This window comes from Microbacterium sp. NPDC058389 (assembly GCF_042722305.1).
GTDB lineage: Bacteria > Actinomycetota > Actinomycetes > Actinomycetales > Microbacteriaceae > Microbacterium.
In genome coordinates this window covers 87,288-104,802 of record NZ_JBHXJQ010000003.1, presented here as the reverse complement: position 1 = coordinate 104,802, position 17,515 = coordinate 87,288, and the positions used below count along the sequence as shown (strand labels likewise).

Sequence of the window (17,515 nt, the reverse complement as noted above, 5' to 3'; positions counted from 1 at the left end):
GATCGCCCGTCATCGCGAGCGAGGAGCCCCCATGCCTGACAAGCCGAACATCCTCATCATCTGGGGAGACGACATCGGGATCACGAACCTGAGCGCCTACTCGGACGGGGTGATGGGCTACCGCACGCCGAACATCGACCGCATCGCGAATGAGGGCGTGAAGTTCACCGACTACTACGGCGAGCAGAGCTGCACGGCGGGTCGCGCCGCGTTCATCACGGGCCAGAATCCGTATCGCACGGGGCTCACGAAGGTCGGCCTGCCGGGTGCGGATCTCGGCCTGCGCGCCGAGGATCCCACCATCGCCACCGCTCTCAAGCAGCAGGGGTACGCGACCGGCCAGTTCGGCAAGAACCACTTCGGCGATCGCGACGAGTTCCTGCCGACGGCGCACGGATTCGACGAATTCTTCGGCAACCTGTACCACCTGAATGCCGAAGAGGAGCCCGAGCTGCCGGACTACCCGACCGAGGCGGACTTCCCGAACTTCCGCAAGCGCTTCGGGCCGCGCGGGGTGCTGCACACCTGGGCGAACGATGACGGCACGCAGCGCATCGAAGACACCGGCCCGCTGACGAAGAAGCGCATGGAGACCTGTGACGAGGAGTTCCGCGACGCCGCCGTCGACTTCATGCGGCGCCAGAACGAGACCGAGACCCCGTTCTTCCTGTGGTTCAACTCGACGCACATGCACTTCCGCACGCACACCCGCGAACAGGATCTCGGGCGCTCGGGGCGCTGGCAGTCCCCGTACCACGACACGATGCTCTACCACGATGACATCGTCGGCGACCTGCTCGACGAGCTCGAGGCGCTGGGCATCGCCGACAACACGATCGTGATGTACTCCACCGACAACGGCCCGCACATGAACAGCTGGCCGGACGCGGGCATGACGCCGTTCCGCAACGAGAAGAACTCGAACTGGGAGGGCGCCTACCGCGTGCCGTGCCTCGTGCGCTGGCCGGGAAGGATCCCGGCCGGGACGACGCTCAACGGGATCGTGAGCCACAACGACTGGTTCGTGACGCTGCTCGCCGCGGTGGGGAACCCCGACATCGCCGATCAGCTCCTCGCCGGCGTCGAGCTCAACGGCACCGAGTTCAAGGTGCACCTGGACGGGCACAATCAGCTGGACTACATAACCGGCGAAGTCGACGAGAGTCCGCGCAACTTCTTCTTCTACGCCTCGGACGACGGCGACCTCACGGCGCTGCGCTACGACAACTGGAAGTTCGTGTTCCTCGAGCAGCGCGCGACCGGTACCCTGCGGGTCTGGCAGGAGCCGTACACGGAGCTGCGGTTCCCCAAGCTGTTCAATCTGCGCACTGACCCGTTCGAGCGGGCGGACATCACCTCGAACACGTACTGGGACTGGGTGCTCGACCACATCTTCCTGTTCGTGCCGGCGCAGGCATACGTCGCCGAGATGCTCCAGAGCTTCGGCGAGTTCCCGCCGCGGCAGAAGCCGGCCACCTTCAACATGGAACAGGTGATGGCCAGGCTGCAGGAAGGTGCCAGCGGCGCGTCCTGAAACGACGCCCGCGCCATCGATCGGCGTCGGGCCCGCGAGGGCCCGGCGCCGATCGGCGTTTTCGGGGCGGCATCCCGTGCCACACTGTCGCCATGGGGAACGGGGGCGGCGAGTCGCTGCGTGAGGACTGGATCGCCCTCGAGCCGGTGAAGGCGCAGTTCGCTCGCGGTGAGCGCCTGCGCGAGAGGCTGCCCCGGCGCATGCTGGCCGGGCCACCTGCGGGTGCGCGGGATCCGCTGGGCATCCTCGACGCACAGGACGCCTCGCGCGTGCGCGACCTCGTGCCGCTGCGTGCGGCACGCATGGCCGAGAGCCCGTTCGCGTTCTACCGCGGAACGGCCGCGCTCATGGCGGCCGACCTCGCGAGCGGCCCCGGCACCGACCTCATCGTGGGTTCGTGCGGCGACGCGCACGTGTCGAACTTCGGGCTCTACGCCTCGCCGCAGCGCACCCTCGTGTTCGATCTGAACGACTTCGACGAGTCGGCATGGGCGCCGTGGGACTGGGACGTCAAGCGCCTCGTGACGAGCATCGTCATCGCCGGGCAGGCCGGTTCCCGCGACGAGGCGGTGGTGCGGGATGCCGCACTCGCCGCCGTGCGGACGTACGCGCGCTCGCTGCGCGCCGGGGTCACGCGCAGCCCGCTCGAGCGGTACTACGACCACTTCGACGCCCGCGCCGCCGAGGCCGCAGTGGACTCGACGACGGCCAAGGCGATCCGCGCGGCGGTCAAGGACGCCACCAAGCGCACCGGCGCACGGGCGGCGCGACGCCTCACGGAGCGCAGCGCCGATGATCGCATCCGGTTCGTCGAAGCACCGCCGACGATGACGCACGTCGCCCGCGAACTCGTCGAGCGCGTGGAGCACGTCTACGACGACTACCTGCGCACCGCGAACATCGACATCCGTCTGCTGCTCTCGCAGTACGCCGTCGTCGACGTCGTGCGGCGCGTCGTCGGCGTCGGCAGCGTCGGCACCCGCTGCTATCTCATCGCCCTGCAGGATGCCGACGGCCACGTCATCGTGCTGCAGGCGAAGGAGGCCGGCCGCAGCGTGCTCGCCGACCACGGTGCGGTGCGCCAGCCCCGTGCCGTCCAGCGGTACATCGACGCGTTCGCGGACGGCGCCCGCGTCGTCGCGATGCAACGCGTGCTGCAGGCGGTGTCGGACCCGTTCCTCGGGCATGTGAACGAGCAGCGGAGGGCGGGCGGCATCCGCTCGTACTACGTGCGGCAGTTCCACGACATGAAGGGCGGCTTCGAGATCGACACGCTGGAGGATGCCGCGTTCCGCTGGTACGCCGAGGCGTGCGCCGCGACGCTCGCCCGCGCGCACGGGCAGTCCCCGCTGGCGGCGACGGTGTCGGGCTACGTCGGCAGCGGACGCGCGGCGGGTGAGGCACTCCTGGAGTGGGCGTACGCCTACGCCGATCTCTCGCGCGCGGACTGGGAGCTGTTCCGCGCGCATCGCGGCCTGTGACGGCGGTCTAGGCGGGCGGGTGCTCGGCCAGCCACGCGTCCGCCACTCGTTTCGTCACCTTGAGCAGCCACGCGTCGGTCACGACCTCGCGCAGGAGGTCGCGGTCGATCGTGTCGAGCCGGACGAGCACCGCCGGATAGCCGTCGAAGTGCGGGATCGTGAAGAACGCGTCGGGGTACGTCTCGATGAGGGCCAGCTTCGCCTGCTCACCGTCGGTGCGGACGCCGACCACGACGGCGTCCGGCCACTCGCGGCCGAGGGCGTCGAGCTGCTGCAGGTCGTGGCCGCTCGGCCCGCGCTCCCACACGAAGCCGCCCGACGGGGTCCGCCACGAGACGCCGCCGCGCTGTCCGTCGAGGCGCTCCACCACCCCGGGGAGGGCGAGAGCGATGGCACGCACGTCGTCGAGGGTCGCCATGCCCCCATCATGCGCCGGTTGCGGCGCCGCGTCACGTGACCCCGGTACGGCGGTGTGGTGTACTGATCCCACGGCCGCCCGACTGCGTGGCGCTGCGCGGACCTCCGCCGCAGCGCAAGAGGAGCACTGTCTGTGAGCACGATCGAACGTCCCCGTCTGCGCTGCTTCCTGGCCGCGGCCCTCTCGACAGCACTGGTCGCCACCGGCGCCGTCGCCCTCACGGCGTCACCGGCAGCCGCGGCGTACCCCGAGAGCGTGAATCCGTTCGCGATCGCCGGCGGCTTCACCATCTATGCGCGCGAGGACGCCCTGCTGCAGAACCAGGAGACCGAGGGCAGCATCGCCGTCGGCGACACCGCCACGGTGCAGGGCAGCAGCGGTCAGTACACGATCATCCATGTCTCGGCCGGCACCGGCGCCTACACGCTGCCGGACGTCGACAGGAACCCCACCCGCTTCCTCGTCGGCCGATACAGCACGGACAGCACCGGGATCCTCGCGATCACCAGCGCTGGCACCACCGACCCCGACCTGCTGGGCGACCTCAAGATGGTGCAGCGCGACGGGCCCTGGCAGGCGTTCCAGCGTTCGGACTGGCTCCGGTTGAACGAGAACCCGTCGAGCCCGGATCAGACGCCGCTCATCGACGCGACGCATCAGAGGTATCCGCAGAATGCCGAGCCCCCCAACGGCTCGGCGAACGCCGACGGCGCGCACAGCATCTACACGCTCGACACCTCCGCGGACGCGGTGGCGAACTACGTCGAGGCCAATCGGGAAGCGTCGTGGGAGGAGGCGGCGATGTGCCTCGGCGACATCGCCGACCCCACGACCGGCATCGGCTATCCCGTCGGAGTGGCGGACGACCAGGGCGACCGCGTCGTCCTCGAGCCCCTCAGCCCCGACATGCCGAACGTGGTGGATTACGCCGACATCGCAGGGGCCGCCCTCATCCAGTTCTCGGACGGGCCCACCCCGGGCGCGGCGAACCCGCTCATCATCCGCGTGCCTGCGGGGACGACGGAGGTGATCGGCGCGCGCGCCGATCCACAGGGCATGTACTCGCCGTACATGCTGTGGGACCTGTCCCAGCTGACCGGCCAGGTCACGGTCACCGCGGCGCAGGCTCGCATCGACGGCTCGATCTACGCACCCGACGCGGACGTCACGGTGAACGCCGCCCCGCTCGACGGTCAGGTCATCGGCCGCGACGTGACGATCGAGGGCGGTGAGGTGCACTCGTACCTGTTCTCCAGCGAGGTCCCGTGCGCTCCCGACAGCGGCACGTTCTCGGTGCGCAAGGAGCTGTCGGGCATCGACCCGGCCGACCTTCCGGAGGGCACCACCTTCACCGTCAACTACACCGCGACCGAGCCCGACGGCACCGTCGTGCCGGGCACGCTCGAGATCCCGGCCGACGGCACCTCTGTCGACGCCGGCCTGGAGTTCCCCCTCGACACCGTGGTCGTGTTCGAAGAGATCGACCCCGAGACGATTCCGGGATGGGAGTGGGGGCCGGCGACCGTGACCCCGAACCCGCTCACGATCGGCTCGGGGACGGCCGACGTCGTGGTCACGAACACCGCCACCGCGCAGACGGGCACGTTCAGCGTGACGAAGTCGGTCGACTTCCTCTCCGGCGATCCGGTCGATCTCCCCGTGGGCGTCACCGTCCCCGTGCATTGGTCTGCGTGGAACGGCCTGACCCAGCTCGACGAGGGGACGCTGAACGTGCCGCTCGACGGCACGGTCGTCGACGTCGGCGAGCAGTTCCCCGTCGGAACGCGGATCGTCCTCACCGAAGACCTCTCCGGCGTCACCCCGCCGGACGGCTTCGAATGGGCGACGGCCGGCTGGGACCCCGGGCGCACGTTCGTCATCGACGAGACCGGCACCGTCTCGGTGGAGCTGACCAACGGCGTCACACCCATCGACGACGGGCGATCGATCTCGATCGTGAAGTCGGCGACCGGCGCGGCCTCCGATCCCGCGTACGGCTACGCGGTCAGCTACAACACCGGGGCCGACACGCGGGGGACCATGCCGTTGCCGGTCGGCGACCCGCAGCTCATCGCCGACATCGATCCGGAGGCCGACACGCTCGAGCTCGCCGAACTCGTGCCGACGCTCGACGGCCAGCCCACCGACGCGGCGGACTGGGAGCTCCCGGTCATCCTCGTCACGGTCGACGGCGTCACCACCGAGTACCAGCCGACCGCGTTCGACGAAGGCCAGGACGACCTCACCGGCGCGATCGTCGACATCGAGCTGCCCGCGTCCGGCGACATCGCCATCGAGGTCGACAACGCGCTGCGCGAGGGCACCTTCGACGTCTCGAAGGCGTTCGCGAACCTCCCCGAGGAGCTCATCCCCGTCGATCTCGAGTTCAGCGTCACGTGGACCGCGACGCTGCCGACCGGCGAGGTCGAGCGCGGCACACTGCGGGTCCCCGCTGACGGCACGGCCGTGGGTCCTGAGGGAGGCGACGGCGAGCTGGCGACCTTCCCGTACGGCACGATCATCTCGTTCGGCGAACTCACCGCGCCGACGCCGCAGCAGATCGCCTGGGATACCCGGACGTTCGATCCGGAGCAGCTCGTGATCGGCGACGACGGCGCAGCCGTCGTCCACACGACGCTCACCAACAGCGCGACGCTCATCACCGGCACCTTCCAGGTGTCCAAGGCGCTGGCGGGCATCGATCCCGATCTCCTTCCCGTCGACGCGTTCACGATCGACTACACCGCGCACTTCCCGGGGCGGGACCCGCAGACCGGCAGCTTCGACATCCCTGCCGACGGCACCCCGGCCGGGCCGGTCGACGAGGCGGGCGAGCCGCTGCAGTTCCCGGTCGGGACCGTCGTGAACCTGACCGAGGTCGCGCCCGACCCCGCCGAACTGCCGGAGGGCTACGCGTGGAGCGGCAGCGCCACCTGGACGCCTGCGAGCTGGGTGCTCATCGGCCCGGACGAGACGCCGACGCTCCAGGTCACCAACTCGGTCGTCCAGCTCACGCGCTATGCCGCGGTCAAGAGGCTGGACGGGGATGCCGCGTCCGCCGTCCCTGCGGGCACCACGTTCCCGCTCGACTGGTGGGTCGACGACCTCGCCCAGCCGACCGTGCGGCTCGAACCCGACGTGGTCGCGTTCTCCCCCTACTACCCCGCCGGCACCATCGTCGCCGTTCGGGAGGGCGATCTGCCCGCGGTGCCCGGTGTGGACTGGGGCGCACCGACCTGGACGGTCGACGGACAGCCGCTGACGCCGGATGACCAGGGCCGTTACACCCTCCCCGTCACACCCCTGCTGCGTGGCGCGACGGTGATGGTCACGCTCACCAACACCGCCGACCCCACACTCACCCCGACCCCGACGCCTCCGGCTCCGCTGCCGGCGACGGGCGGTGGCGGGATCTCGCCGTTGATTCCGCTCGGCGCCCTCGCCGCGATCGCGCTCGGCGCCTTCCTCACGATCCGGCGCACGCGCCGCACGCACGACATGTGACGAGTGGATGCCGCGCCCGGCCTCATCGGGCGGGTGCGGCATCCACTCTCCGTCGTTCAGGCGGCGTCCGCGGCCGCGTGCAGGGCGGCCACGTCGATGCGGCTCATGCCCTGCAGCGCGGTGCCGGCAGCCATGGCCCTGCGGGGGTCGGCGTCGGTGAGCAGCTCGACGAGGGCACGCGGCACGACCTGCCATGACAGGCCGTAGCGATCCGTGAGCCAGCCGCACCGGCCTTCCTCGCCGCCGTCCGAGACGAGCTCGTCCCAGTAGCGGTCGACCTCGGCCTGGTCGGCGCAGTCGATCACGAACGAGACGGCCTCGGTGAAGGTGAACTGCGGTCCGCCGTTCAGCCCGAGGAACGGCTGACCGTCGAGCTCGAACGAGACCGTGATCACCGGGCCGTCCTCACCCATGCGGCTCACGTCGGTGATGCGCGAGTCCGGGAAGACCGACACGTAGTACTCCGCTGCGTCGAGGGCCTGACCGTCGAACCAGAGGTTGGGGGTGATGCGAGGCATTTCGGTTCCTTCCGTCGTGGCCGCCCTCTCGGCGGCTTCATCAGGGAGTCGGAGCCGATCCGCCGTTCTCGACATCCGCGACGGAGATTCCTGCGGCTTCTTCGCCCGCCGACCCGGAGAGCCGGGATGCCGCATCCGCGAGATACCGCCGCTCCGCCTCGTTCGCGGTGCGCGCCGCGGCCGCCCGGAACTCGTCCGCCGCACGCGTCGGCTCGCCGGCGAGTTCGTGCAGATGCGCCCGCACGGCGTGGACACGGTGGTGGTCGCCGAGCACGGCGGAGGCGGCATCCACGTGCTCCATGGCCGCGGGGATGCCGTCGGTCATCGCGACGGCGACGGCGGCGTTGAGGCCGACCATGGGGTTGTCGGTGAGACGTGCGAGCGCCCGGTAGAGGCCGGCGATGCGCGTCCAGTCGGTGTCGGCGTACGAGGGCGCCTGGTCATGGACCGCCGCGATGGCCGCCTGCAGCTGGTACTCCCCCACTTCGCCGCGGCGCATCGCGTCGGTGAGCAGCACGACCCCCTCGGCGATGAGCACCGGGTTCCAGCGGGTGCGATCCTGTGCAGGGAGCGGCACGAGGCGCCCCGCGTCGTCGACGCGCGACTGCCGTCGCGCCTCCGTCAGGAGCATGAGGGCCAGCAGTCCGGCGACCTCGGCATCCGCCGGCAGGGACGCACGCAGCATGCGGGTGAGCCGGATGGCCTCGGCGGCGAGGTCTGGGCGTGCGAGGTCGTCGCCCTCGCTCGCGACGTAGCCCTCGTTGAACATCAGATACAGCACGTGCAGCGCTGATCGCGTGCGCGCATCGCGCGCATCATCGGGCGGCGGCTCGAAGCGGCCACCGGCGGCGCGCAGCGTCGCCTTCGCACGGCTGATCCGCTGGGCCATCGTCGCCTCGGGCACGAGGAACGCGGCCGCGATCTCGCGCGTCGTGAGCCCGCCGACCGCACGCAGCGTCAGCGGGATCGCTGTCCCGGGCGTCAGCGCCGGGTGACAGCACAGCAGCACGAGCGTGAGCGAGTCGTCGACATCGCCGGTGACGGGCTCGTCGGCCGCCGGTGCCTCGCGGTCGTCCCACGCCTCGCGCTCGCGCCTCCGCCGAGCGTCGGCCGAACGGTACGCGTCGACGAGTCGCCGCGACGCGACGGTCACCAGCCACGCGCGCGGGTCGTCGGGCACACCGGCCGGCCACTGCTCGGCGGCGGCGATGAGCGCCTCCTGGACGGCATCCTCCGCTCCGTCGAAATCGCGGTAGCGGCTCGCGACGATCGCGAGGGCACGGGGTGCGTACTCGCGCAGCAGCCCCTCCACGGCGCGGATGCCGGCCTCCGGCGTCACTGGTCGTCGGTCGCCGGAGCGCCCATCACCTGGCGCACCTCGATGGGCGCCTGCACCGGTGCACCGTCCGGGCCGGGCGCCGCCGACACGAGCGCCGCGATCTCCAGCGCCCGGTCCCACGACTCGACGTCGACGAGCCGGTAGCCCGCCAGCAGCTCCTTCGTCTCGGGGAACGGCCCGTCGGTGACGACCGGCGTGCGTCCGTCACTGGTGACGATGCGCGCTGCCTCGGGGCCGGCGAGCCCGACCGCGTCGATCAGCTCGCCGAGCTCCGCCAGCCGCGCGTTGAGCTCCTGCTGGAACGCGATGTGCGCATGGACGTCGGATGCCGTCCACTCCGTCATCGGCGGGGCGTCCGAGGCCGTGGGCCCATAGGTCTGCAGCAGCATGAAGCGCATGCCGTCATCCTGGCAGTGCCGGTCCCGTCACGGAACCCGGGGCAGCGGCTCAGCCCGCGTCGTCGGCCGGGTCCGCGGGCGGCTCGATCGGCGTGCGCGGGCGCCACACGACCACCTCTGTGGCGCGGCGCACTCGCGTGCCATGGCGCAGTGTGACGACCGCACCGGTCGAGCCCGCCGCGAACACGCGGGCGCCGGGACGCTTCTCGAGCTCAGCGCGCACGCGGTCCTCGAGGTCACGGACACGGCCGTGCAGCTCGTGCACGCGGGCCTCGAGCTCGAGGATGCGGGTGATCGCGGGCAGGCCGATGCCGTCCGACGACATGCGGGCGACCTCCCGCAGCTGCTCCACGTGGCGCAGCGAATACCGGCGTGAGCCGCCCTGCGTGCGGGCGGGCACGACGAGGCCCAGCCGGTCGTACTGCCGGAGGGTCTGCGGATGCATGCCCGACAGCTCGGCGGCGACGGCGATCGCGAAGATGGGAGCGTCGTCGTCGATGTCGTCCTCGGTCATTTCGTCACCTCCCCGGCGTCGATCGCGTCACCCAGAGCAGGGGATCCGGCGAAGACAGGTCGATTCGCGCGGAATCATCCTGTGCTCGCCGGATCCCCTGTTCTGAGAAAGCATGTCAGCCCCGGGCCTTCGACATCATCTCGGCACGCGGGTTCTCTTTGGGCTCCAGGCTCTGGAAGCGCTCGAGCGCCTCGCGCGCGGCATCGTCGAGGTGCGACGGCACCGCCACCTGCACCTCCGCGAGGAGATCGCCGGTGCCCTTCGCGGTCTCGACGCCGCGGCCCTTGACGCGCAGCACGCGTCCGGACGGGGTGCCCGGCGCGACCCGCAGCTTGACGGGATCGCCGCCGAGCGTCGGCACCTCGATGGTGGCGCCCAGCGCGGCCTCGGTGAAGGTCACCGGCACGGTCACGCGCAGGTTGAGCCCGTCGCGCGTGAAGACCGGGTGCGGACGCACCGTGATCTGCACGACGATGTCGCCGGACTCGCCGCCATCGGGCGACGGGCGCCCGCGACCGCGGAGCCGGATCTTCTGCCCGTCCGCGACGCCGGCGGGGATCTTCACCTTGAACGGCTTGCCGTCTTCGCCCTGCAGCGTGATCGTCTCGCCCTTGGTCGCGGTGACGAAGTCGATCGTCGTGCGGGCGGTGACGTCGGCGCCGCGGGTGGGCCCGCCGTAGCCGCGGAACCCCCCGGTCGACTGACCGAAGCGTCCTGTGCCGAAGCCGCCACCACCCTGCTGCTGGTTGAACATCGCGAAGATGTCGTCGAAGTCCTGCGCCTGCTGACGGCCGCCGCGGCCCTGGTTGAACATCGAGAAGACGTCCTCGAAGCCACCCGTGCCGCCCTGGGCGCCGGACGTGAACCGGGCACCCGAGCCCATCGCGCGGATCTGGTCGTACTCCGCGCGCTGCTCGGCGTCCGAGAGCACGGAGTAGGCCTCGCTGACCTCTTTGAACTTCGCCTCGGCGGCGGCATCGCCCTGGTTGGAGTCGGGGTGATACTTGCGCGCGAGCTTGCGGTACGTCTTCTTGAGGTCCGCGTCGCTGACGTCCTTCGCGACCCCCAGCACCGAGTAGAAGTCCTTGTCGAACCAGTCCTGACTGGCCATGGATCCTCCTTCTCGTTCTCGGGCTTAATCGGCGGGAACGGCGACGACGACCTTCGCCGGACGCAGCTCCACCGATCCCAGGCGGTATCCGATCTCGACGACCTCGATGATCGTCTGCTCGGTCGCACCCGGGGTCGGCACCTGGAAGATCGCCTCGTGCTGCTGCGGGTCGAACACCTCGCCGGCCTCGCCGTACGTGGTGAGACCGATGCGCTCGGCCACGCCGCGCAGCTTCTCGGCGATCGCGGCGAACGCGGAGCCCGCCTCGAGGTCGCCGTGCTTCTCGGCGCGGTCGAGATCGTCGAGCACAGGCAGCAGGCCCTTGGCGACCGCGCCCTGAGCGCGCTCGATCTCGACCTCGCGCTGCTCCTCGGTGCGGCGCCGGTAGTTGGCGTACTCGGCCTGCAGCCGCTTGAGGTCGGTCAGCAGCGCCGACTCGAGGTCGGCGAGCACGGCGTCCTCCGCCGCGGCGTCGGCGTTCTGCGCCGCGCCGAGGATGTCGTCCACCGTGAGCTCATCGGCGTCGGTCCCCTCCTGCGGGTCGGACCCGGAGGCGTTCGCCTCCGGGTCCTCGCCGGCGGGGACCTCGTTCTCGAAGTCCTTGGCCATGGTTACTTCGTCTCGTCCTCGTCGATGACCTCGGCGTCGACGACGTCCTCGTCGGGGTTCGACGAACCCTGACCGTCGGCCGACGCGTCGGGAGCGGCATCCGGAGCGGCCTGCGAAGCCTGGTTCGAGGCGTAGATGGCCTCGCCCAGCTTGCCCTGGCTCTGGTTGAGCTTCTCGAACGCGGCCTTCACAGCCTCGTCGTCCTCGCCGGCCAGCGCCGTCTTGAGCGCGTCGACGTCGCCCTGCACCTCGGACTTGACGTCCGCGGGCAGCTTGTCGTCGTTCTCCTTGATGAGCTTCTCGATCGAGTACGCGAGCGTCTCGGCCTGGTTGCGCACCTCGGCGGCCTCGCGACGCTTCTTGTCGTCGGCGGCGTGCTCCTCGGCCTCGCGCACCATGCGCTCGATGTCGTCCTTCGCGAGCGACGAGCCGCCCGTGATGGTCATCGACTGCTCCTTGCCGGTGCCCTTGTCCTTGGCGGACACGTGCACGATGCCGTTGGCGTCGATGTCGAAGGTGACCTCGATCTGCGGGATGCCGCGCGGAGCCGGCGCGATGCCGGTCAGCTCGAACGTGCCCAGCGGCTTGTTGTCGCGGGTGAACTCGCGCTCGCCCTGGAAGACCTGGATCGCGACCGACGGCTGGTTGTCGTCGGCGGTCGTGAAGGTCTCCGAGCGCTTCGTCGGGATGGCGGTGTTGCGCTCGATGAGCTTCGTCATGATGCCGCCCTTGGTCTCGATGCCGAGGCTCAGGGGGGTGACGTCGATGAGGAGGACGTCCTTGCGCTCGCCCTTCAGCACACCGGCCTGCAGGGCGGCGCCGACGGCGACGACCTCGTCCGGGTTGACGCCCTTGTTGGCGTCCTTGCCGGTCTCGCGCTTCACGAGCTCAGCGACCGCGGGCATGCGGGTCGATCCGCCGACGAGCACGATGTGGTCGATGTCGGCGACCTTGATGCCGGCCTCGCGGATGACGTCCTCGAACGGCTTCTTGGTGCGGTCGAGGAGGTCCTTCGTGAGATCCTCGAACTTGGCGCGCGTGATCGTCTCGCTCAGCGACACGGGGCCCGAGTCGGTGAGCGACAGGTACGGCAGGTTCACGCTCGTCGAGGTGGACGACGAGAGCTCCTTCTTCGCCTGCTCCGCGGCCTCCTTGAGGCGCTGCAGCGCGATCTTGTCGCCCGAGACGTCCACGCCCGTGGTGTCCTTGAACTGCTTGATCAGGTAGTCGACGAGGCGCTGGTCCCAGTCGTCGCCGCCGAGGCGGTTGTCGCCGGCGGTGGCACGGACCTGGATCGTCGAGAAGTCGTCGTCCTTGCCCACTTCGAGCAGCGAGACGTCGAACGTGCCGCCACCGAGGTCGAAGACGAGGATGAGCTCGTCCTCCTTGCCGCGGTCCAGGCCGTAGGCCAGCGCGGCGGCGGTGGGCTCGTTGATGATGCGCAGGACGTTCAGGCCCGCGATCTCGCCGGCCTCCTTGGTGGCCTGACGCTCGGCGTCGTTGAAGTACGCGGGGACCGTGATGACGGCGTCGGTGACGGTGTCGCCGAGGTACTCCTCCGCGTCGCGCTTGAGCTTCTGCAGGATGCGGGCCGAGATCTCCTGCGGCGTCCACTTCTTGCCGTCGACGTCGAAGCTCCAGTCGGTGCCCATGTGGCGCTTGACCGACGAGACGGTGCGGTCGACGTTGGTGACGGCCTGGCGCTTGGCGGTCTCGCCGACCAGCACCTCGCCGTCCTTGGTGAACGCGACGACCGACGGGGTCGTGCGGAAGCCCTCGGCGTTGGCGATGACCTTGGGCTCGCCGCCCTCGAGGACGCTCACGACCGAGTTGGTCGTACCCAGGTCGATTCCCACAGCACGTGCCATGTTGTTCTCTCCTTCTTGTGGGCGGCGACGGATGCCGGCGCCCGGGGTTGATGGGAAGTCTGCTCGCGCACTTCGACTGGCTCAGCAACCGGTCCCTGAACTCGGTAGCCGTTCCCTGAGCTTGTCGAAGGGTTGAGTCGCGATGACTCAACCATAAACCCGGGGTGCGGCATCCGTCAAGTCAAAGTTGATACGACAAGACTCAAGTTCGCATGTGCCAGGCTGGCGCCATGGCTGTCTTCGACCATCTGGGCATCACTGTGGATGACCTGCAGCGCGGCATCGCGCAGTACGACCCGATCATGCAGGCGCTCGGATTCACCCGCACCGACGCGGACGCGAGCGTCTCGTGGTGGACCGAGGGCGAGGTCGAGCTCATCCTCTTCCCCGCCCGCGAGCCCGGCACCGGGCCGCACCGCCACGGGCGGGTGGGGTGGCAGCACCTCGCGTTCGCCGTCGACTCGCGCGCCGAGGTCGACCGGCTGCACGCGATCGCGATGGATGCCGGCTGGACGGCCGTGCGCGACCCCAGGCTCTATCCCCGCTTCAACGAGCGCTACTACGCGTCGTTCGTCGAGGACGCCGACGGCATCCGCCTCGAGTTCATGCACAATCCGCCGCGCGAGGCTGCGGCCGCCGACAGTATGGAGGCATGACGCTCGACTGGACCTTCCGCGAACTGCGCGGCGATCGGGTCACGCTCGACCCGCTGCGTCCCGACGACCTCGACGACCTCGCCGCGATGCAGGGCGACCCCGAGGTGTGCCGGTACCTCCTGTACGAGGCGCGGTCGCGAGACAAGGTGGCCGAGATCCTGGAACGCGATGCCGCGGCCACCCGTCTCGCCGCCAAGGGCGACTACCTGCAGCCCGCGATCCGGTCCGCGTCCGGGGAGTTCCTCGGCACGATGTACTTCGAGTTGCACAGCGTCGAGGACCGCACAGCCGAGATCGGCTGGATCCTCGCCCCGCGCGCGCAGGGCCACGGCTACGCGACCGAGGCCGCCCGCCTGCTGCTCTCCCTGGCCTTCGACGAGCTGGGACTGCACCGCGTGTACGCCGAGCTCGACCCCCGCAACACCGGGTCGGTGCGCATCTGCGAACGCCTCGGGATGCGGCACGAGGGCCACTTCGTCGAACAGATGTGGCTCAAGGGCGAGTGGACCGACACCGGCCACTATGCCCTGCTGGAGCGCGAATGGCAGGCCGCGCAGGGCGCCTCGGGCTGAGCGCCTCGGGCTGAGCGCGCCGCTGACTCGGCGATCTCGCGTATCTCGGACGCTCGACCCCCATCGGTCCGAGTTTCGCGAGATGTCCGAGCGGGGCGCGCCGGCGCCGGGTCAGATCGAGTGCGCGAGGGTCTGCAGGCCGATCACGGCGAATCCGAGGGCGATGAGGATGCCGAGCACCAGCAGCTGCTTCGCCCAGGTCAGCCGCGACCGGCGCACGGCGAACCAGCCGATCACGCCGAGCGTGACGATGTAGACGATCGAGGAGGCGCGGAGCGCGGCATCCAGCGGCATCACGTCGAGCCACGCGAGCAGGAGCAGGATGCCGGGCGTGACGACGGTGCTGAGCGCACCGCCCGCGACGCGCAGCAGGATCATGAGGTCGGCGCCGACCGGGAACGTCTGGTGCACCGCGAGGTGCGAGATGACATCCGAGACGAAGCCGGCGGCGACGATGCCGAGCACGCCGAGCACCAGTGCGAAGAGCGCATGCTCGGGGTCGGCGTGGCCGTTCGCGGCGACGACGAGAACGATCGCAAGACCCGTGAACGTGGCGTAGACGCGCTCCTTGAAGTACATGACGTACGCCTCTTCGCGGCCGTCGAGCTCCTCGAGGTGCGCGCGCGCCCGCGCCGAGCGACCGCGCGGGCGGCGGGCAGCCGGCGGAGCATCCCTGCGGTCAGCGGGGTCGGTCGGCTCGATCGGCGCGTCGGACATGCCGCGAGACTAGCCCAGGCGTGCGGTCGCCGGCGCCCTGCTGCGGTCGAACTGTGCGACCCTGAGCGCATGCCGATCGAGAGCGACCACCGCGCGGCTGACTCACCGTACGTGGCTCGGGTGTGGCACGGGCGCACCTCCGGCGTGGAGCGCATGACGTCCGTCGCGACGTCGAACTGGGAGCTGGCGTTCTGGGAGGAACAGGGCGTGGTGCGCGTCGCCGTCCGCGGTCCGGAGACGGCCGCATCGGCTGTCGAGGTGTCCGGCGATTCGGCCTCGTTCGGCATCACCTTCGCGCATGGCGCCCACATGCCTCACCTGCAGTTGGACCGGCTCGTCGACGGCGGCCTGGAGAGCCCCCACGTCACCGCCCGCGCGTTCGTGCTTCACGGCGAGGAGTGGGAGATTCCGCGCTACGAGAATGCCGAGCAGTTCGTCGATCGCCTCGTCCGAGCGGGGGTGCTCGTGCGCGACCCGCTCGTCGACGACGTGATGTGGGGCGGCGTCGCAAGGGTCGGTGCCCGCTCGGTGCAGCGACGCGTCGCCACCACGACGGGACTCACCCAGGGCTCGATCCGTCAGATCGAACGCGCGAGGCACGCGGCGGTGCTCCTCGGCGAGGGGCGCGCTGCGCTGGAGGTGGTGAACCGACTCGGGTTCTACGACCAGCCTCACCTCGCGCGGTCGCTGCAGCGCTTCATCGGGCGCACCGCGACGCAGCTGGGCAAGGGCGCCGATCCTGGTGGCGCGCTGTCGCTTCTGTACAAGCCCGCATCCGCGGAGCAGACCTAGCGTGGAGCCCGTCGCGGCGCAGTGCCGCGCTCAGACGAGAAGGGCTCGATCAGTTGTCCGAGAACACGGTCACATCCGCAGACGGAACCACCATCGCCTACAGCGTCGCGGGTGAGGGAGACCTCCTCATCCTCATCGACGGCGCGACCGCCTCCCGCGCCACGACTCCCGAGGACGCGGAGATCGCCGCACTGCTGTCCGACGGATTCCGCGTGGTCAACTACGACCGGCGCGGTCGCGGCGGAAGCGGCGACACGGCGCCGTACGCCGTCGAACGAGAGATCGAGGATCTCGCGGCACTCATCGCCGCGACGGGTGACGGCCGCCCGGTGACCCTCTTCGGCTGGTCCTCCGGCGCGCTCCTCGCGCTCCACGCCGCGCAGGCGGGCGCGCCCGTCGCACGGCTGGCGCTGTTCGAACCTCCTGTCGTCGTGGATGACGCGCGCCCGCCCCTTCCCGCCGACTATGTCGAACAGCTCGATGAGGCCGTGGCCGAGGGACGCCGCGGAGATGCCGTAGAGCTCTTCCTGACCGCCGCGGCGGGAATGCCGCCGGAGATGGTCGCCGGCATGCGTCAGGCCGAGTTCTGGGGCGGGCTCGAGTCGATCGCACCCACGATCGCCTACGACGGGCGCATCGTCGGCGACACGATGTCGGGCCGGCCGCTTCGCGCCGAGCTCTGGGATCGTGTCGACGTGCCCGTCCTGGTGCTGCACGGCATCGACACGTGGCCGCATCTCGCCGGCGGTTCGCGGGCGGTGGCGGAGCACCTGCGCGACGCGACGCTCCTGCCCGTGCCCGGGGAGAATCACAGCGCCGCCGCCGTGACGCTCGCGCCGGTCCTGCGCCGGTTCATGGACGGCGACTGAGATGGGTCGGCTCGTGCTGACCGAGTTCATCTCGCTCGATGGCGTCGTCGAGGCGCCGGGCGGGGAGGATTTCACGTACCCCGACTGGAGCCTCGAGGTCGACCGCGGCGACGACGGCGAAGCGTTCAAGGAGGACGAGGCTCTCGGGTCCGCAGCCTTGCTGCTGGGGCGCCGGACGTACGAAGGCTTCGCGTCGGCGTGGCCGCAGTATGAGGGGAGGCTCGCCGACAAGTACAACAGCATGCCGAAGTATGTCGTCTCCGGCACGCTCCGCGATCCGGCATGGACCAACACGACGGTGCTCGCGGACGACCTCGTCCCGGCGGTGTCACAGCTCAAGCAGGATGTCGCGGGCGACATCTGCGTGGCGGGGAGCGTCCAGCTGGCCCAGGCCCTGCTCGCGGAGGATCTCGTCGACGAGATCCACCTCATGACGTTCCCGGTCATCCTCGGTCACGGGCGCACGCTGTGGGCCGCCACTCCTGCCAAGACCGACTGGCGGCTCGCGGACGCCCGTACGTACGGTGACGGCGTGCTGGTGACGATCCTCGAGCGCACCCCTCGCGCGAAACCCGCGGACCCGCGCCGCTGACCGCATACGCGACGACGGCGGCT

General features: G+C 70.3%; 17 protein-coding genes. 8 read left to right on the top strand and 9 right to left on the bottom strand.

Annotated elements, in window-relative coordinates:
* The first annotated feature begins 31 nt into the window (after positions 1-31).
* Positions 32-1,534 carry an arylsulfatase gene (locus ACFWJ8_RS05710; protein ID WP_378809760.1) on the top strand — a complete coding sequence of 501 codons (1,503 nt, stop codon included), beginning with the start codon at positions 32-34 and terminating at the stop codon, positions 1,532-1,534.
* Between the two features lie 92 nt (positions 1,535-1,626).
* Positions 1,627-3,015 carry a DUF2252 domain-containing protein gene (locus tag ACFWJ8_RS05705; RefSeq protein ID WP_378809759.1) on the top strand — a complete coding sequence of 463 codons (1,389 nt, stop codon included), beginning with the start codon at positions 1,627-1,629 and terminating at the stop codon, positions 3,013-3,015.
* Positions 3,016-3,022: 7 nt separating this feature from the next.
* Here ACFWJ8_RS05705 and ACFWJ8_RS05700 read toward each other — a convergent pair whose 3' ends face one another.
* Complete coding sequence (locus ACFWJ8_RS05700; protein WP_378809757.1) at positions 3,023-3,433, bottom strand: MmcQ/YjbR family DNA-binding protein; 411 nt, start codon at positions 3,431-3,433, stop codon at positions 3,023-3,025.
* Positions 3,434-3,565: 132 nt separating this feature from the next.
* Between ACFWJ8_RS05700 and ACFWJ8_RS05695 the strand changes: the two genes are divergently transcribed.
* Positions 3,566-6,937 carry a DUF5979 domain-containing protein gene (locus ACFWJ8_RS05695; RefSeq protein ID WP_378809756.1) on the top strand — a complete coding sequence of 1,124 codons (3,372 nt, stop codon included), beginning with the start codon at positions 3,566-3,568 and terminating at the stop codon, positions 6,935-6,937.
* Positions 6,938-6,993: 56 nt separating this feature from the next.
* Here ACFWJ8_RS05695 and ACFWJ8_RS05690 read toward each other — a convergent pair whose 3' ends face one another.
* The 7 genes from ACFWJ8_RS05690 to dnaK form a co-directional block, all read right to left on the bottom strand.
* Positions 6,994-7,455 (bottom strand): VOC family protein, encoded by a 462-nt coding sequence (locus ACFWJ8_RS05690; RefSeq protein ID WP_378809754.1) that lies wholly within the window; start codon positions 7,453-7,455, stop codon positions 6,994-6,996.
* A gap of 40 nt (positions 7,456-7,495) precedes the next feature.
* Positions 7,496-8,794 (bottom strand): RNA polymerase sigma factor, encoded by a 1,299-nt coding sequence (locus ACFWJ8_RS05685; RefSeq protein WP_378809753.1) that lies wholly within the window; start codon positions 8,792-8,794, stop codon positions 7,496-7,498.
* A complete protein-coding gene (locus ACFWJ8_RS05680; protein WP_378809752.1) occupies positions 8,791-9,192 on the bottom strand; it encodes a YciI family protein in 402 nt (133 codons plus the stop codon). Before ACFWJ8_RS05680 ends, ACFWJ8_RS05685 begins: the two co-directional genes overlap by 4 nt.
* 49 nt (positions 9,193-9,241) lie before the next feature.
* Positions 9,242-9,706, bottom strand: coding sequence for a heat shock protein transcriptional repressor HspR (locus tag ACFWJ8_RS05675; RefSeq protein ID WP_378809751.1), 465 nt, complete (start codon positions 9,704-9,706; stop codon positions 9,242-9,244).
* Positions 9,707-9,821: 115 nt separating this feature from the next.
* On the bottom strand, positions 9,822-10,817 hold the full coding sequence (locus tag ACFWJ8_RS05670; RefSeq protein WP_378809750.1) for a DnaJ C-terminal domain-containing protein: 996 nt from the start codon (positions 10,815-10,817) through the stop codon (positions 9,822-9,824).
* Positions 10,818-10,841: 24 nt separating this feature from the next.
* Positions 10,842-11,426, bottom strand: a complete 585-nt coding sequence (locus tag ACFWJ8_RS05665) for a nucleotide exchange factor GrpE (protein WP_378809748.1) — start codon at positions 11,424-11,426, stop codon at positions 10,842-10,844.
* A 2-nt stretch (positions 11,427-11,428) separates the two neighbouring features.
* A complete protein-coding gene (dnaK, locus tag ACFWJ8_RS05660) occupies positions 11,429-13,294 on the bottom strand; it encodes a molecular chaperone DnaK (protein ID WP_378809746.1) in 1,866 nt (621 codons plus the stop codon).
* Positions 13,295-13,524: 230 nt separating this feature from the next.
* On the opposite strand from dnaK, the gene ACFWJ8_RS05655 reads away from it, so the two are divergent.
* The gene (locus ACFWJ8_RS05655; protein ID WP_378809744.1) at positions 13,525-13,950 is read left to right on the top strand and encodes a VOC family protein; all 426 of its coding nucleotides are present in this window, start codon (positions 13,525-13,527) and stop codon (positions 13,948-13,950) included.
* The gene (locus tag ACFWJ8_RS05650; RefSeq protein ID WP_378809742.1) at positions 13,947-14,522 is read left to right on the top strand and encodes a GNAT family N-acetyltransferase; all 576 of its coding nucleotides are present in this window, start codon (positions 13,947-13,949) and stop codon (positions 14,520-14,522) included. Before ACFWJ8_RS05655 ends, ACFWJ8_RS05650 begins: the two co-directional genes overlap by 4 nt.
* 111 nt (positions 14,523-14,633) lie before the next feature.
* On the opposite strand, the gene ACFWJ8_RS05645 is transcribed toward ACFWJ8_RS05650, so the two are convergent.
* Positions 14,634-15,239, bottom strand: a complete 606-nt coding sequence (locus ACFWJ8_RS05645; protein ID WP_378809741.1) for a hypothetical protein — start codon at positions 15,237-15,239, stop codon at positions 14,634-14,636.
* 69 nt (positions 15,240-15,308) lie between these two features.
* Between ACFWJ8_RS05645 and ACFWJ8_RS05640 the strand changes: the two genes are divergently transcribed.
* Genes ACFWJ8_RS05640 through ACFWJ8_RS05630 form a run of 3 tightly spaced genes read left to right on the top strand, consistent with a single transcriptional unit; the run spans position 15,309 to position 17,492 of the window.
* Positions 15,309-16,031, top strand: a complete 723-nt coding sequence (locus tag ACFWJ8_RS05640; RefSeq protein ID WP_378809739.1) for an AraC family transcriptional regulator — start codon at positions 15,309-15,311, stop codon at positions 16,029-16,031.
* 53 nt (positions 16,032-16,084) lie between these two features.
* Entirely contained in the window at positions 16,085-16,900 is an 816-nt protein-coding gene (locus ACFWJ8_RS05635) for an alpha/beta fold hydrolase (protein ID WP_378809737.1), read from the top strand.
* Positions 16,901-16,913: 13 nt separating this feature from the next.
* Positions 16,914-17,492: a dihydrofolate reductase family protein gene (locus tag ACFWJ8_RS05630; RefSeq protein WP_378809736.1), complete on the top strand. Its 579-nt coding sequence runs from the start codon at positions 16,914-16,916 to the stop codon at positions 17,490-17,492.
* Positions 17,493-17,515 lie beyond the last annotated feature (23 nt).